The sequence below is a fragment of the Acetobacter musti genome, from assembly GCF_011516835.1.
In the GTDB taxonomy this organism is placed as follows: domain Bacteria; phylum Pseudomonadota; class Alphaproteobacteria; order Acetobacterales; family Acetobacteraceae; genus Acetobacter; species Acetobacter musti.
Window position 1 is genome coordinate 174,364 of sequence record NZ_WOTB01000004.1, and the last position, 16,455, is coordinate 190,818.

Annotated in this window: 12 protein-coding genes; 8 read left to right on the forward strand and 4 right to left on the reverse strand. The window is 60.1% G+C overall.

Annotation, left to right across the window (positions count from 1 at the left end; all coding sequences use genetic code 11):
- Window positions 1-701 precede the first annotated feature (701 nt).
- Window positions 702-2,129 (forward strand): Si-specific NAD(P)(+) transhydrogenase, encoded by a 1,428-nt coding sequence (gene sthA, locus GOB93_RS04840; RefSeq protein ID WP_173582359.1) that lies wholly within the window; start codon window positions 702-704, stop codon window positions 2,127-2,129.
- A gap of 376 nt (window positions 2,130-2,505) precedes the next feature.
- Here sthA and GOB93_RS04845 read toward each other — a convergent pair whose 3' ends face one another.
- Window positions 2,506-2,859, reverse strand: a complete 354-nt coding sequence (locus GOB93_RS04845; RefSeq protein ID WP_173582360.1) for a carboxymuconolactone decarboxylase family protein — start codon at window positions 2,857-2,859, stop codon at window positions 2,506-2,508.
- A 257-nt stretch (window positions 2,860-3,116) separates the two neighbouring features.
- Between GOB93_RS04845 and zapE the strand changes: the two genes are divergently transcribed.
- The 7 genes from zapE (at window position 3,117) to GOB93_RS04880 (ending at window position 14,611) form a co-directional block, all read left to right on the forward strand.
- The gene (gene zapE, locus GOB93_RS04850) at window positions 3,117-4,367 is read left to right on the forward strand and encodes a cell division protein ZapE (protein WP_173582405.1); all 1,251 of its coding nucleotides are present in this window, start codon (window positions 3,117-3,119) and stop codon (window positions 4,365-4,367) included.
- 287 nt (window positions 4,368-4,654) lie between these two features.
- Entirely contained in the window at window positions 4,655-7,519 is a 2,865-nt protein-coding gene (locus GOB93_RS04855) for a 2-oxoglutarate dehydrogenase E1 component (RefSeq protein ID WP_173582361.1), read from the forward strand.
- A 224-nt stretch (window positions 7,520-7,743) separates the two neighbouring features.
- Entirely contained in the window at window positions 7,744-8,982 is a 1,239-nt protein-coding gene (gene odhB / locus GOB93_RS04860; RefSeq protein WP_173582362.1) for a 2-oxoglutarate dehydrogenase complex dihydrolipoyllysine-residue succinyltransferase, read from the forward strand.
- 164 nt (window positions 8,983-9,146) lie between these two features.
- Window positions 9,147-10,892, forward strand: a complete 1,746-nt coding sequence (gene lpdA / locus GOB93_RS04865; RefSeq protein WP_173582363.1) for a dihydrolipoyl dehydrogenase — start codon at window positions 9,147-9,149, stop codon at window positions 10,890-10,892.
- A 398-nt stretch (window positions 10,893-11,290) separates the two neighbouring features.
- Window positions 11,291-12,271, forward strand: coding sequence for a L,D-transpeptidase (locus tag GOB93_RS04870; protein WP_242010539.1), 981 nt, complete (start codon window positions 11,291-11,293; stop codon window positions 12,269-12,271).
- A gap of 98 nt (window positions 12,272-12,369) precedes the next feature.
- On the forward strand, window positions 12,370-12,696 hold the full coding sequence (trxA, locus tag GOB93_RS04875) for a thioredoxin TrxA (RefSeq protein WP_173582364.1): 327 nt from the start codon (window positions 12,370-12,372) through the stop codon (window positions 12,694-12,696).
- Window positions 12,697-13,036: 340 nt separating this feature from the next.
- The gene (locus tag GOB93_RS04880) at window positions 13,037-14,611 is read left to right on the forward strand and encodes a 2-isopropylmalate synthase (protein ID WP_173582365.1); all 1,575 of its coding nucleotides are present in this window, start codon (window positions 13,037-13,039) and stop codon (window positions 14,609-14,611) included.
- Between the two features lie 51 nt (window positions 14,612-14,662).
- Here GOB93_RS04880 and GOB93_RS04885 read toward each other — a convergent pair whose 3' ends face one another.
- From GOB93_RS04885 to GOB93_RS04895, 3 genes are read right to left on the reverse strand one after another with little or no spacing between them, the layout of a single operon-like run.
- Entirely contained in the window at window positions 14,663-15,412 is a 750-nt protein-coding gene (locus tag GOB93_RS04885) for a GIN domain-containing protein (protein WP_173582366.1), read from the reverse strand.
- A 3-nt stretch (window positions 15,413-15,415) separates the two neighbouring features.
- Window positions 15,416-16,000, reverse strand: a complete 585-nt coding sequence (locus tag GOB93_RS04890; RefSeq protein ID WP_173582367.1) for a DUF1700 domain-containing protein — start codon at window positions 15,998-16,000, stop codon at window positions 15,416-15,418.
- On the reverse strand, window positions 15,997-16,332 hold the full coding sequence (locus tag GOB93_RS04895; RefSeq protein WP_338422295.1) for a PadR family transcriptional regulator: 336 nt from the start codon (window positions 16,330-16,332) through the stop codon (window positions 15,997-15,999). Before GOB93_RS04895 ends, GOB93_RS04890 begins: the two co-directional genes overlap by 4 nt.
- Between the last annotated feature and the right edge of the window lie 123 nt (window positions 16,333-16,455).

Genomic DNA, 16,455 nt, shown 5'->3' on the forward strand with positions numbered 1-16,455 from the left:
GGTTCCCCTGTTTCGGGGTTTTATGTCGGGATACCGGCTTTTTTTGTCTGGTGTTTGTATAGTTTGCTGATACCGGCGTGGTGTTTTTCGGGGCTTTACTTCGAACCCCGCAAAGGGACGCGGCCCCTTTGATCCCGGTTTGTTGAAATTAAGAAGTGAAAAGCAGGGTTCCTGCTCTGTCTCCTGTTCGTAAAATATATAAACGTCTTTATTTCAGAGGCTGCTGCAAAAGCCTTCTCGTGAAATCCCTTGTAAATTATAAAGAAGTTTTTGGTGAAGCTTTTTCCAAAAAGCTTCAGAAGACACCGCCTTTTTGAAAAAAGGCGGCACCCAAAAACTTTTATTATTTTTATCAGGAATTTATCGTGGGGTGCCTTTTGATTCTGTCTGGGACGAAAAATATAATATTATCAGTTTTTATGAAATCTTTTGAAGCATATCCTTAACAAATCGGGATCAAAGGGACCGCGTCCCTTTGCGGGTTTCAGGGCAGAGTCCTGAGAAGCAACCTCGCCTGGATGCGCAACATACATAAACGCTCTTTGTTTCGTATTATGTCATGTCGCGGTTTTTTCTGAATCAGATTGTTGATTCAGGTTTTCTCCGGATGGCCTCATGACGGTTCTGGCGCCGGAATCCTGAATTTCGGGAAACCGGCGGGTCTGCTGTGCGTCTGATGTCCATATCGTCAGGAGACGCATATGGCTGGCGCCTGGGATTACGACATCGTTGTGATTGGCAGTGGTCCTGCGGGGCGTCGTGCGGCGGTGCAGGCTGCCAAGCTGGGGCATTCCGCTCTCGTTGTGGAAAAAAGCAGCGCGGTCGGGGGCGCCTGTGTTCATACCGGCACGATTCCGTCGAAAGCATTGCGGGAAACGGTGCTCAGTCTTACCGGCTGGCGGGAGCGCGGGATTTACGGGGCTGGCTGGCGGATCAAGAAAGACATCACGGCGGCTGATCTGCGGATGCGTCTCGATCAGACGATCCGGCGCGAGGTTGACGTTCTCGATCATCAGTTCGCACGCAACGGCGTGTCGGTCGCGCACGGGGCGGCGTGGTTTGTCGATTCTCATCATATCGGGATTGTTTCAGATCCGGAGCAGCCTTTGCGTGTCGTGTCTGCCGGCTGTGTTGTCATTGCTGTAGGGACGAGGCCTTTGCGGCCGGGTGACGTGCCTTTCGATGATCGCATTATTGTTGACAGCGACAGCATTCTGACACCTGAGACGCTGCCGCGTTCTCTCACTGTGATCGGCGCGGGGGTGATTGGCATTGAATATGCCACGATCTTCGCGGCTCTGGATGTGCGCGTGACGCTGGTCGATGCGCGGGACACGATTCTCGAGTTCATCGATCGTGAGATCGTCGACGATTTTATGCATCATCTGCGTGACTGCGGGATGGATCTGCGAACGGGTGTGCGGGTCGCTTCCGTTCGCGTGGACAAGGGTCAGGCGGTGGCGGATCTGGAGGACGGACGTCATGTCTGCTCGGATATGCTGCTCTATACGGGAGGGCGGGTCGGGGCGACGGACGGGCTCGGTCTGGAGGCGTGCGGATTGCAGGCCGATGCGCGGGGGCGGCTGAAGGTCGATCCCGTGACATTGCAGACATCGGTGCCAGGGATTTACGCGGCGGGGGATGTGATCGGGTTTCCGTCTCTGGCGGCGACGTCTCTGGAGCAGGGGCGGATTGCGGCGTGTCATGCGTTTGGCTGTGCGCTGCCGGCGCCGGAGGAGGTGTTTCCGTATGGCATTTATTCCGTGCCTGAGATCTCGACGATCGGGATGAGCGAGGATCAGGTGCGCGAAAAGGAGATTCCGTATGAATGCGGGATTGCGCGGTTCCGGGAGACGTCGCGCGGGCATGTGATGGGGCTGGGCAGCGGGATGCTGAAGCTGGTTGTTTCACGGGAAACGAGGAAGCTGCTCGGGGTTCATATTGTTGGCGAGAGCGCCACGGAACTGATCCATATCGGGCAGGCTGTTCTCAATCTTGGCGGAACATTCGATTATTTTCTTAACGCCACCTTTAATTATCCGACGCTGGCGGAAGCGTATAAAATCGCGGCGCTGGATGCGTGGAACCGGCTGATGCCGCGTCAGGAGCGGGGACGGGCGCCATTGTGAGGTCGGGAGCGGGTTTGCGGGCGGGGCTCTGCCCCGCGCCCCGCAAAGGGACGCGGTCCCTTTGATCCCGGTTTGTTAAAATAAACGGGTTTGCAAAGGTCTGCGACCTTTGCCGGGTCCGGGGTGGAGCCCGGGATCTGATCCGGGTTGCCAGATATTGGTAATGGCCGTTTCGGTGTGTTGTCACCGGCATTGTTTATGTCGGGAATGCAGGTTTCAGGCTGGTCTGTTTTGTCAGGGCTCTGCCCTGAAACCCGCAAAGGGGCGCGGCCCCTTTGATCCCGGTTTGTTTAAATAAATGGGTTTGCAAAGGTCTGTGGCCTTTGCCGGGTCCGGGCAGAGCCCGGAATCTGATCCCGGTTTGGCTGACGGGACGTCAGCTTTCCTTTTTCACTGCGTCGAAGGCGTCGAGGATGCGGGTGGAATAGACCAGGGCGGCGCCGGCGTTCAGGGCGATGGCGACGCTGAGGGCTTCACCGATTTCGTCGCGGGTTGCGCCGGCTTTGGCGGCTTCGGCGGCGTGGATGGTGATGCAGCCGTCGCAGCGTGTGGTGGCGGCGACGGCGAGGGCGATCAGTTCGCGGGTTTTTGCGTCCAGGTGGTTCGTTTTTTCGCCGGCGCCGTTCAGGGCGAGGACGGAGGAGACGGTATCCGGTGAAACTTTTGCGTAGTCGCCAATGGCTTTGCCAAGATGTTCGCGGCGGGCGTTCCAGTCAGTCCAGTCGGTCACGATGCGGCACCTTTGTATTCGGATGGGTACGAACTCCCGGTTACGCGCTCCGGCAGGGACGGAACGCGTTCCGTGGAGAGGGATGGCTCTGACGTCCTGCGAATGGACGCCAGAGCTTCTTTTTTCAGAGGTAACGCCTTGCGGGTGGAAATGGACAGCGCCGGTTTATTCACCAGCGCGTGAGCTGGTTTTCACGACACGGTGTGGGTGGCCGTGCGAATCTTGCTGACGGGCGCTGGTCTCGCTATCGGCTGAGTATGAACGCCATCAATGACAACACCTCCGACCGTGTTTCCGACAAAGTCCTGGCTTCCGCGATCGTGGGGCAGGACGTTGGCCCGCTTGCGCTCTATGAGGACCGTGTATCGGAAGGGTTGCTGAGACCCGATCCCGATCAGGAGCGTGTTGCGAGGCGGCTGGACCGGCTGTGGACGGAGCTGAAGACGTATCATCCGCCGGCTGTGCCGCCGCCGGAGCCGGCGAGGAAAAAGGGGTTCCTGTCTTCTGTGGTCAGCCGGATTCCGGGGCTGCTGCACCGGGAGCAGGAGGACGCGCCGCCGCCGCGCGGGGTCTATATTGTGGGCCGTGTGGGGCGTGGCAAGACCATGCTGATGGATCTGTTCTTTTCCTGCGCGCCGCTGAAGAAGAAGCAGCGGATTCATTTTCTGTCGTTCATGCAGGAGGTGCATCAGCGGCTGCGGCAGCTGAAGATCGACAATCCGGGAATGTCGGACCCGATTCCGCCTCTGGCGCGGACGATTGCGCAGGATGCGACGCTGCTGTGTTTCGATGAGTTTCAGATCAACGACATTGCGGATGCGATGATTCTGGGGCGGCTGTTCGAGGCGCTGTTCCGGGAGCATGTGATCATTGTGGCGACGTCGAACACGGTACCGGGCGATCTGTTCCAGAACCGGCCGGGGGCGGATGCGTTCAAGCCGTTTATTGCGATCATTCACCGCAATCTCGACACGGAGACGCTGGACTCGGAGACGGATTACCGGCGCGGGCGGGAGCAGGACGACACGACCTGGATCGTGCCGGCGGACGAGACGGCGCGGCACCGGCTGGACAAGGTGGTGGCGCGTTATGGCGAGGGGCATAAGCCGGAGAAGGTGACGCTGGAATTCAGCGGGCGGAGTCTGCCTGTCGATCATGCGCAGGGTCCGGTTGCACGGTTCGACTTCACTTCTCTGTGTAGCCGGCCGCTTGGGCCTGGCGATTTTCTGGCTGTGGCGAAGCGGTTTCCGGTGATTGTGATCGATGACATTCCGTCGCTGGGTCCGGATGACGCCAATGTGGCGCGGCGGTTCATCACGCTGATCGACGCGCTGTATGACAACGGCAATCTGCTGTTTGTCTCGGCTGATGCGACGCCGGACCAGCTCTTTCCTGAAGGTGAGGGGGCGGATGCGTTCGCGCGGACGGCCTCCCGTCTGGTGGAGATGAGCAGCGAGAGCTGGCTGGCCCGCGCCCATGCTCCGGGGGGCTGCCTCTCCAGACCGTGACAGCCGGCGGTCTTGTTCCGGCTGTGCGCGGGGTCTAGCAAATTCGCCAGTGGCCCGGCGTATTCCGGGTCTGAGTCGGGTGACCGCCCGGACAACTGACGGAGGCGAGGCGGAGATGCGTTCATGTTCAGACCGGCTGTCTCTGCTGAAGGGGTCCTCCAGCGGTCCGGTCACCGGATTTTCAGTTTTGCGGACAACAGTCATGCGGGAACGGCCTGTGGACAGGCTTTCGGCGGCGCCGGAACCCATTCCCGCGGACTTGCGACAAGACATGGGAGTGTTCTGATATGGCGGGCACCGATCTCCTTACGGCGGCGCTGAGCGGCAGCAATATCGCTTACGTCGCGGATCTCTATGCACGGTGGGCGGAGGATCCCAAAAGCGTCGATCCGTCGTTCGCGACCCTGTTCGGCTCGCTGGATGACGAGGCGGCGTCGATTCTTCAGGATGCGTCCGGCGCGTCTTGGGCGCCGCGCAAATCGATCATCACGGGCGATGAGCCGGCTCCGGCCCCGGCTGGCAAGGCCGCCGGGAAGGATTCGGGTCTTGCTGCTTCCGACAGTCTGGCTGTTGCGCAGCTGATCCGGGCGTTCCGTGAATTCGGGCATCTGGAGGCGAAGACCGATCCTCTCGGGCTGAAGGTTCCGAAGCCGGCGCCGGAGCTTGATCCGGCGACCTATGGTTTCGGGTCGGCCGATCTCGATCGTCCGGTTTATATCGGCACGGTGCTGTCTCCGCTCCTTTCCGGCCGTGATACGGCGACGGTGAAGGAAATCGCGGCGGCGCTGCGGGATGTTTACTGTGGCGCGATCGGCGCGGAATATATGTATGCGCGTTCGGAAGAACAGCGCGACTGGTTCCGGTCCCGTATCGAGGGCGACAACTGGCAGGCCGGCGTTCCTGTCGAGGAAAAAAAGACGATCCTGAAGCATCTGACGGAAGCGGAAGGTTTCGAGAGCTTCTGCCAGAAGCGCTATGTCGGTGCGAAGCGCTTCGGCCTTGAGGGTGGCGAGATTTCGATTCCGGCGCTTCATGCCGTGATCGATCAGGTTGCGCAGCAGGGTGTGAAATCGGTGGCGATCGGGATGGCGCATCGTGGCCGTCTGAACACGCTGGTCAACATCGTGCGCAAGCCTTACGTCGCGATGTTCAGTGAATTCGCCGGGCAGTCGTTCAAGCCTGACGATGTCGCCGGTTCGGGCGATGTGAAATATCACCTTGGATCATCGACGGATGTCGAGATCGGCGGTCATGCCGTTCATATCTCGCTGCAGCCGAATCCCTCGCATCTTGAGGCGGTCGATCCGGTTATCTGCGGCAAGGTGCGGGCGGCGCAGGACGATGACGGCGACACGGAAACGCGCCTGTCGCACATGGCGATTCAGATCCATGGCGATGCGGCCTTTGCCGGTCAGGGCGTGGTTTACGAAACGCTGTCGATGTCGCAGCTGAGAGGCTATCGCACGGGCGGTTCGATCCATATCATCGTCAACAATCAGATCGGTTTCACGACCAATCCTGTTGACGGGCATTCCGGCATCTATGGGTCCGACATGGCGAAAGCCATCGAGGCGCCGGTGCTGCATGTGAATGGCGACGATGCCGACGCCGTGGTTTATGCGTCCCGTCTTGCGGCCGATTACCGGCAGAAATTCGCCAGCGACATCATTCTCGACATCATCTGCTATCGTCGGCATGGCCATAATGAGCTGGATGAGCCGGTGTTCACGCAGCCGATCATGTACCATGCCATTGCGAACCATGCGACGCCGCATACGGTCTACGCCGATCGTCTTGTGAAAGAGGGTGTGGTTTCCGAAGACGATGTGAAATCGCAATGGGATGCCTTCGAGGCGAAGCTGGACGAGGATTTCAAGGCGGCTCAGGCCTACAAGGTGAACAAGGCTGACTGGCTTGAGGGGAACTGGTCGGGGCTGGAGGCGCCGAAGGCCGGGGATCAGCCGCAGCCGAAGACCGGTCTGTCTGCCGATGTGCTGAAGAAGATCGGCAAGGCAATCACGACCGTTCCGGAAGGGTTCGATCTCAACACGAAGATCGTCCGTCAGCTCAAGGCCAAGACGAAGGCGATGGAGACGGGCGAAGGCATCGACTGGGCGACCGGCGAGGCGCTGGGTCTGGGTTCGCTGCTGCTTGAGAAGCATCGGGTCCGGTTCTCGGGTGAGGATGTGCAGCGCGGCACATTCAGTCAGCGTCATGCGGTCGTTTTCGATCAGGCGACGCAGGCGCCTTATACGCTGCTGAATCACATCGAGGCGGATCAGGCGAAAGCCGAGTTCTGGAATTCGCATCTTTCCGAGTTTGGTGTGCTGGGCTTTGAGTATGGCTACACCATGCACAATCCGAACACTCTGGTTGTGTGGGAAGCGCAGTTCGGTGACTTTGCGAACGGCGCGCAGGTGATCATCGATCAGTTCGTTTCGTCCGGTGAGACGAAATGGCTGCGGATGTCCGGTCTGGTGATGCTGCTGCCGCATGGTTACGAGGGCCAGGGACCGGAGCATTCCTCGGCGCGTCTGGAGCGGTATCTGCAGCTCTGTGCTGAAGACAACATGTTTGTCTGCAACATCACGACGCCGGCGAACTACTTCCATGCGCTGCGTCGTCAGCTGAAACTGTCCTATCGCAAGCCGCTGATCCTGATGGAGCCGAAATCGCTGCTGCGTCACAAGCTGGCGGTGTCCGAGCTGAAGGATTTCGAGGGCAGAACGACGTTCCTGCCGGTGATCGGTGAGATCGATCCGATTGATGCGGGCAAGGTGGATCGGGTCGTGATCTGCTCTGGCAAGGTCTATTACGATCTGCTGCAGGAGCGTCGCGATCAGAAGTCTGACACGACGGCGATCATCCGTCTGGAGCAGTTCTATCCGTTCCCTGATGCGGAGCTTGCGGCTGAGCTGAAGAAGTATCCGGCGGCGAAAAACATTATCTGGTGTCAGGAAGAGACACGGAATGGTGGTGGCTGGAACTTTGTCGATCGTCTGATCGAGGGATCGCTGGAGAAGGCGGGTCACAAGGTCGGGCGTCCGGTTTATGTCGGCCGTGCGGCGGCGGCCAGTCCGGCGACGGGTCTGGCGAAGACTCATGCGGCCGAGCAGGTCGCTCTTGTGAAGGAAGCGCTGGGCCTGAGCTGAGGCTCTTCTGAAAAAACCGGGTGGCCGCAGGGTTACCCGGTTTTTCTTTGTGCGCTGTTTATGCCTGCCCTGTGCGGAGCGGGATACGTCTCGCAGACGTGATGGCAGGTCTCTGGCGAGTGAATTCCGAACGCCGCAGACTGGCGGCATAACGCGATGACGGTACGTCGCAGGTCTGGTGGATCTGTTAAGGCGTGGATTCGAAAAGGGAAGTGGGAAGCGAGATGTCAGTCGAGATCAAGGTGCCGACGCTGGGCGAGAGTGTCACCACGGCGACAGTTGCGAAGTGGCTGAAGAAAGCAGGCGAGGCGGTGACGGCTGACGAGCCCGTGGCCGAGCTGGAGACCGACAAGGTGACGGTTGAGGTTCCTGCTCCGCAGGCCGGTGTTCTGGAAAACCTTGTCGCCAAGGAAGGTGATGAGGTTGAGGTTGGCGCGCTGCTGGCCACGCTGGACCCGAACGGCAAGGCTTCGGCGAAGCCTGCGGCTGCTCCTGCGAAAGAGGCGCCTAAGGCTGAGGCGCCGAAGGCGGCTCCGGCTCCTGTGGCGAAGGCCGCGCCGGCTCCGGTGAAATCCGCTCCGGTGGATGCTTCGGCGGCGCTTCCGGCGGCACGGAAGATGATGGCGGAAAAGGGTGTTTCCGCGGATCAGGTCGGGACGGGCACGGGCAAGGACGGCCGGATCACGAAGGGCGATGTGCTGGCGTTCCTGTCGCAGCCTTCTGTTGCGGCGCCGGCTTCGACGAAGCCGCCGCGTCAGGACGATCCGCGTGAAGAGCGTGTGAAGATGACGCGTCTGCGTCGCACGATCGCGCGTCGTCTGAAGGATGCGCAGAACACGGCGGCGATGCTGACGACGTTCAATGAAATCGACATGACGGCCGCCAAGCAGATGCGCGTCGAGTTTCAGGATCTGTTCGTCAAGAAATACGGTGTGAAGCTGGGCTTCATGTCGATCTTCTCGAAGGCGGTGATCGCGGCTCTGGCTGAGTTCCCGGCGATCAACGCGGAGATCGACGGCGAGGACGTGATCTATCGTCACTTCGTCAATCTGGGCATCGCGGTCGGTGGTCCGAACGGGCTGGTCGTGCCGGTTCTGCGTGACGCCGAAAACATGAGCCATGCCGAGATCGAGAAGAAGATCGCGGGCTTCGGCAAGGCGGCGCGCGAGGGTACGCTGAAGATCGACGATCTGGCCGGCGGCACGTTCTCGATCACCAATGGCGGCATCTATGGCTCGATGCTTTCCACGCCGATCCTGAATGCGCCGCAGTCCGGTATTCTCGGCATGCACAACATTGTCGATCGTCCGGTCGCGGTGAACGGCAAGGTTGAGATCCGGCCGATCATGTATGTCGCGCTGTCCTACGATCACCGGATTGTGGACGGGAAGGAGGCGGTCAGCTTCCTGGTCAGCGTGAAGAAATATGTTGAGGATCCGCGCAGCCTGCTGCTCGGCCTCTGAGAGTGCGGAGCCTCCCCGCGGGTTTTCCGCGGGGAGGTTTTCTGATTTTTGCAGTGACCGCATAAGGTGCTGCGGCTCCGGGATGCCGGGGCACGAACCGGGCGGGCGGCGCGGGGATGCGCGGCATCACAGACGCCGGCCGGCTTCAATCGGGACGGGGAAATATGGCTATCGAAATCAAGGTTCCGACACTGGGCGAAAGTGTGACATCGGCCACCGTGGGCAAGTGGCTGAAGCAGCCGGGCGATGCGGTTGCTGTGGACGATCCCATTGTGGAGCTTGAAACCGATAAGGTGAGCGTCGAGGTTCCGGCTCCGGCGGCCGGGGTTCTGGAAAGCCATGTCGTGAAGGAAGGCGACGAGGTTGAGGTCGGCGCTGTTCTGGCGATGCTGGATGCGGGTGCGAAGGGCGGCAAGTCTGCTGCGAAGCCGGCTCCGGCGGCTGAGAAGAAGGCTGAGGCTCCGGCGAAGGCGGCCGCGCCTGCTGCCGCGGCGAAACCTGCGGCTGAAGCGCCGCCGTCCGAGACCGATTATGACATCGTGGTCATTGGCGCCGGTCCGGGCGGTTATATCTGTGCGATCCGTGCGGCGCAGCTTGGTTTCAAGGTGGCCTGTGTCGAGAAGCGCGCGACGCTGGGCGGCACCTGCCTGAATGTCGGCTGTATTCCGTCCAAGGCGCTGCTGCATTCTTCCGAGAATTTCCATGCGGCTGAGCATGAGTTTGCGGTGCATGGCGTTGATATTGCCAGCGTGAAGCTGAATCTGGCGCAGATGCAGAAGCGCAAGGCCGGGATTGTCGAGGCCAACGTCAAGGGCGTTGAGTATCTGTTCAAGAAGAACGGCATCACCTGGCTGAAGGGTGAGGGCAAGGTTCAGGGCACGGGTCGTCTGACGGTTGCCGGCAAGCCTGTGACGGCCAAGCACATCGTGATTGCTTCGGGCAGTGACAGTGCGGGCCTGAAGGGTGTCGATGTCGATGAGAAGGTGATTGTCACCTCGACGGGCGCGCTGGAGCTTTCGGCTGTGCCGAAGCGCATGGTCGTGATCGGCGGCGGTGTGATCGGGCTTGAGCTGGGCAGTGTCTGGCATCGTCTGGGCGCGGAAGTGACGGTGATCGAGTTCCTCGACCGTCTGGTGCCGGGTACCGATAACGAGGTTGAGGCGGCGTTCCGTAAGATCCTGATCAAGCAGGGTCTGCAGATGAAGCTGGGTCACAAGGTCACGAAGGCCGAGAAGACCGGCAAGGGCGTGGTGCTGACAGTTGAGCCATCCAAAGGCGGCGCGGCCGAGACGGTTGAGGCTGATGTTGTGCTGCTGGCGATCGGTCGCACGGCTGCCAGCGAGGGGCTTGGACTGGCTGAAGCCGGGATTGCGCTTGATAACCGTGGCCGGATTGAGGTGGACGAGCATTACGCCACCAATGTTCCGGGCATTTATGCGATCGGTGATGTCATCAAGGGGCCGATGCTGGCGCATAAGGCCGAGGAAGAGGGCGTTGCGGTTGCGGAACTGCTGGCCGGTCAGGCCGGGCATGTGAACTACGACGCGATTCCGGGTGTGGTTTACACCTGGCCGGAACTGGCGACGGTTGGCTTCACGGAAGAGCAGCTCAAGGAGAAGGGTGTTTCCTACAAGGTCGGGAAGTTCCCGTTCATGGCCAACGGGCGTGCCCGTGCGATGGGCATGACGGACGGCTTTGTGAAGGTGATCGCCGATGCGGCGACCGACCGGGTACTGGGTGTTCACATTCTTGGTCCAGGCGCTGGCGAGCTGATTGCCGAGTGCACCATGGCGATCGAGTTCGGTGCGTCGTCCGAGGATATCGGTCGTGTCTGCCATGCGCATCCGACGCTGAGCGAAGCGGTGAAGGAAGCGGCGCTGGGCGTGAACGGGATGTCGCTGAATATCTGAGTGAGTGGTGCGGGCGTCTCCGGGCGCCCGCCGGTTCTGGAGAGCGCGCTGCCGGGGTGTCCTGGTGGCGCGTTTTTTTTGGGGAGGTTTGAGCAGGGCTCTGCCCTGCACCCGGAAGGGGTCGCGGACCCCTTCACCCTTTTTGATTTAATAAATCGGGATCAAAGGGACTGCGTCCCTTTGCGGGGTCCGGGGCAGAGCCCTGGAGGAAACTGTTGCCCTGCTTTTCCGATGGGATGCCTGCATCCGCCGGCTTCGGACCGCGTTCGGAATAACACGCAGCAGGATTCCTTAACGGGTTGTAGGGTAAGGGTGAGACCGTGCGGGCATGTCCATTTTGCGGAAAACCCTGTAACCCGTGGAACAGGTGACCATGCCGGAGAGGAACGGGGCAGAGTATGAAAGTGCTGTGGGCGGGCGTTGCGGCAACTGTACTGGCGTCTGCGGTCTGTATTCAGCCGGCATTCTGTCAGAAAGGAGCGCCTGTTCCGTCTGCACCGCCTCTGCCGGATAATCCGGCGACGAATTCTGAGGCGATGACTGAGCAACCAGCGCAGCCCGAGGCTCCGCCGGTTGTCATTCCGCCTCTGCCTTCGCTTGACGATGCCGCCGCGCGGGCCGAGGCGGATCGTCTCGGGCTGGCTTTGCAGCGGGAGGTGCCGCATCTGATTCCGCTGACACAGGCGCAGCGTCTGCACTGGGTGCGGATGGCGCGTGAGATGATCGCGGCGTCGGATTTTCAGATTACGCGGGCGCAGGTTCTTGTGGTGGTGGACCGGAATCCGGCGGTGCAGAAACTGGCGCTGATTCTGGCGCTGCCGGATTCTGCGGACTGGCATGTGATCGGCAGCGTGAAGGTTTCGACCGGCACGCGCGGGCGGAAATATTACTATGTGACGCCGACGGGTGTGTTTCCGAACACGACGGACCGGCTGGGGTATCGGGCGGAAGGCACGAAGAACGAGCATGGGATTCGCGGGATTGGCGCGAAGGGGATGCGGGTCTGGGATTTTGGCTGGCACAATGCGGTCAAGGGCTGGCTGACCGGTGGTGAGACCGGGGACATTCGTCTGGAGATGCATGCGACGGACCCGGATTTTCTGGAGAGCCGTCTGGGGCGTCCGGCGTCTGAGGGCTGTGTGAGGATTCCGGCGGCGTTCAATGTCTTTCTGGATCATCACGGGCTGCTCGATGTCGAGTATGAGCAGGCGGCGAGCTACGATGAGCGGTTTAAGGCGCTGTTGCCGAAGGGGAGGGTGCCGTCGCCCATTGCGGGGGAAGCGCTGATCGTTGTCGATTCCGGGCAGAACATGGTGCCGGTGCGTGAATCGGCGAAGGCAAACGGGCCGTTGTGGCAGGCGCGGCGATCGGATCTGTGAAACCTGACGCACCTCCGTATACTGAGTTCTGGTACCGGGGTCTTGACCTGTAACCCGGTCGGCCCAACTCTTCAGGCACACCAGTTAGGAACACCATTATGAGCGAAAATACGGTTGCGGTCAGCGACACCACATTCGAGACCGACGTGCTGAAGGCTTCTGGCCCGGTTCTCGTGGATTTCTGGGCGGAATGGTGCGGCCCGTGCAAGATGATCGCTCCGGCGCTTGATGAGATCGGCGCGGAGTTCAAAGGCAAGCTTACTGTTGCCAAGGTCAATATTGACGAGAACCCCCAGACTCCGACGAATTTCGGTGTTCGTGGGATTCCGACGCTGATTCTCTTTAAGGACGGCAAGCCGGTGGAGACCAAGGTCGGCGCGATGCCGAAAAGTCAGCTCAAGGCATGGGTTCAGGGGCTGGTCTGAACGGGACCGGCCGGCGCACAGCCGGTAACGGGGTGAAGGAGATGTTCTCCGCTTCTCTGTTCCGGTTGTGTTTTTGCTCCGGTCAGCGTAATACGCGTCTATGATTTCTGCCCGCGTCCTTTCTGATTCGATGTCGCGTTTCCGCGCATCGGTGACGCGTGCCCGTCATCTGCCTCTTCTTTCTCAGCTTCCCCTTCGACTTATCCGCCCCTGAGCGAGCAGACCGATGTGATGTCGGCACGTTCAGGGGATCAGTGACAGAGCGTATTTCGTGCCGGTTGCGGCCGGAATCAGGGAGCGGACTGTCGATGTCCGCGCAGACAGAGATTTTGAGGCTTTTATGACGACCTTCGATCATCCTTCCTTTGGCCGCGTCACCGATGACCGGGTGTTCATCTTTGACACAACCCTGCGTGACGGCGAGCAGTCCCCTGGCTTTTCGATGAATCTCGAAGAGAAACTGCGTATGGCGGAAGCGCTCGCGGATCTCGGGGTGGATGTGATCGAGGCGGGATTTCCGGTTGCCTCGAAAGGGGATTTCGAATCGGTTGCGGAGATCGCGCGGGTCGTTCGGGGCGCTGTTGTCTGTGCGCTGGCCCGTTCGGGCGGGAAGAACGATATCACGGCTGCCGGCCAGGCTATCGCTCACGCCGAGCGGGGCCGGATTCATAATTTTATCTCCACCTCTCCGCTGCATATGAAATACAAGCTGCGGATGGAGCCGGAGACTGTTCTCGAGATCGTCACGACCGGCAACAAGGCCGCCCGTAATCTGACGGATGATGTGGAGTGGTCTGCTGAGGACGGTTCCCGCACGGAGCCGGATTTTCTGTGTCGCTGCGTTGAGGCCGCGATCAGGGCGGGTGCGACGACGATCAATATCCCTGACACTGTCGGCTATGCCACGCCTGAGGATATGGAACGGATCTTCGCCATGCTGAAGAGCCGGGTGCCTGGCGCCGACAGCGTGATCTTCTCGGCTCATAATCATAACGATCTGGGGCTTGGTGTGGCGAACACGCTGGCTTCGTTGCGTGGCGGCGCCCGTCAGATTGAGTGTACCATCAACGGCATTGGCGAGCGCGCCGGGAATGCCGCTCTGGAAGAGATCGTTATGGCGCTGCGTACCCGCCATGACCAATATCCGTTCACGAACCGGATCCAGACGGAAAAGCTGCTGAAGCTGTCACGGATGCTGTCCACGACCACGGGTTTTGACGTGCAGCCGAACAAGGCCATTGTGGGACGCAATGCCTTTGCTCATGAGAGCGGCATTCATCAGGACGGTGTTCTGAAAAACGCGGCGACTTATGAAATCATGACGCCGGAGAGCGTGGGCTGGTCGAAATCTTCGCTGGTTCTGGGCAAGCATTCCGGGCGTGCGGCGTTCCGGGACAAGCTGATGGCGCTGGGCTACACGCTGGGCGATAACCAGCTGAACGATGCCTTCGCGCGGTTCAAGGATCTCGCCGATCGGAAAAAGGTGGTTTACGACGACGATATCGTCGCTCTGGTTGACGATGAGGTTCGTGATCATCAGCGAATCCGGTTCCTGTCGCTGGATGTCAGCGCCGGTTCCCGTCGTCCGGCCGAAGCCACGCTCGAACTGGAAATCGACGGCGAACTGGTTGAGGCGACCGCGACGGGCAATGGTCCGGTTGATGCGGCTTTCAATGCGGTTCGCAGTGCTTATCCGCATACGGCCCGTCTGGCGCTGTATTCCGTCGGTGCGGTGACGGAGGGGACTGATGCGCAGGCGCGGACGACTGTCCGGCTTGAAGAAGAGGGCAAGATGGTTGACGGTCAGGGCGCGGATGCCGATACGGTTGTCTCGGCGGTCCGTGCCTATGTTCATGCGCTGAACAAGCTGCTGGTCAAGCGTGCCCGGACGGAGCCGGAAGCGCTGCCGGCCTAAACGGTGTGCCGACGGCTCCCGGAGTATCGATGAAGCCGGTGTCCGGGGCCGTCAGAGGGATACGCCGTCTTCGTCTGTATCGTTCCTGTCAGTGTCAGCGGGTTTTGACGGAACTGAGACCGAGCCGACACCTGAAATATGTTTGTCGAGTGTGAGGGGGGATCGGGTCAGCTTCACTGATCCGACGCCATCGATCGAAATTCTGGCGTGATCTGTCGGGCCTGCTTTCACAGATCCTGCGCCGGAAATGCTGATGTCGGCATCTTTCATGGCCATGTCGGAAAGATTTACGCTGCTGGCGCCGTCGGAGGACAGAATGACCCGGTCGGCCTTTCCGTTGCCGATGATGCTTGCGGCGCCGTCGACTGAAAGTTTCAGTTCAGGTAATGCGATATTGTTCAGTCGGACCGAGGCGGCGGAGGTGATGGCCAGATCGCTGACCGCCGGGGCTGTGATTCTCAGTGTGATGCCGTCATGATGATGGAAGCCCCGGTACCAGTGGTGTTCCGGACCCCGGATGACATTATCCGACAGTGTGACGTCGCTGATCAGATCCTGAGGACCTTCCAGTCTGATCGTGGCTTCCGGTGCCTGTGTGTAAATGACCTGTGCATTGCAGGCAACTTCGAGTCTCTTCGATCCGGTCCAGGGGATGTCCCGTTGTGTCCGGGGGCCATGGTGATTGTCTGATGCGACAAAGTCGATCATGGAAACCGGGCCGAGCGCGTGCAGGACGGAGAAGCATCCCATTGAGAGAACAGCGCTGCCTGCGGCGACGATAACAAGTCTGCGAATCATCATGGGTCAGACTCCTGTCGATATGGCTGCGGCCGGAGAAATCAGTCGGAAATGCGCGCGGGTATAACGTGAAAGAAGATCGGTCAGTCCGATGACGAACAGAATGCAGAAGGCGCCCGCCGATATGCCGGCGCTGAAAAGCCCTGTGGCGAACAGGACATTCTGCAGCCATGTCCCGTCTGATACCGGAATCATATTCAGGATGGCGAATGGCAGCAGGATCAGCCCGGCAAGGCTGACACAGACGGCTGCCACGGTCAGGCCCAGCAGGACAGCAAAGATGGCGATCAGGAGCGGGAGAACGATAAACAGATCGAGTGCGGCGAGCCCCAGGAGACCGACGATGGCGCCGAGCGCCGCTGCCATGCTGCGTTCGTCTTCCCAGCGCCGGATGCCGGCTTCCGCCCGCAGTTCACGGGCGAGCCGCGTCGGGTCGCCGAGGTTTCGTGCGATGTCGCCATCGCTGCGGCCCGCCCGTCTTCCTTCTTCAAAATGGCCTTCATAGTCGGAAAGAATATCCTGCGCGGCATCCTGGGGCATGCCGCGCAGGCCTCTGGCGAGCCGGCGCATGAAATCGTCTTTTTCGTTCATGATTTTCCATCCTGACCGGCTTCCAGCACGGTGTTCACAGCACGGGTAAATTCTGTCCAGGCGGTTTTCTGCCGCAGGAGATTCTGCCGTCCCTGTTCGGTCAGGCGGTAGTACTTTCTGGGGGGGCCAGACGGGGATTCCACGAGGTATGTGGAAACCAGCTGTTCTTTCTGCATACGTCGCATCAGCGGGTAGATCGTGCCCTCTCCCATATCGATCGCTTCTGCCAGACGGCTTGCGATTTCATATCCATAAGCGTCGGCACGTTCGAGAAGTGCGAGAACGCACAGCTCCAGAACGCCCTTTCTGAACTGAACGAGATTTGGCTCCACGGAACGGGGATCTCCCTGCATATGGTTCATGACAGGAACCTTGCAGTGACAGGTAGCATGTTGTGCATGGTTCATGGCAAGGATTTTTTTGGGACCACCGGAAAATTATACGGGCAGTGTTTC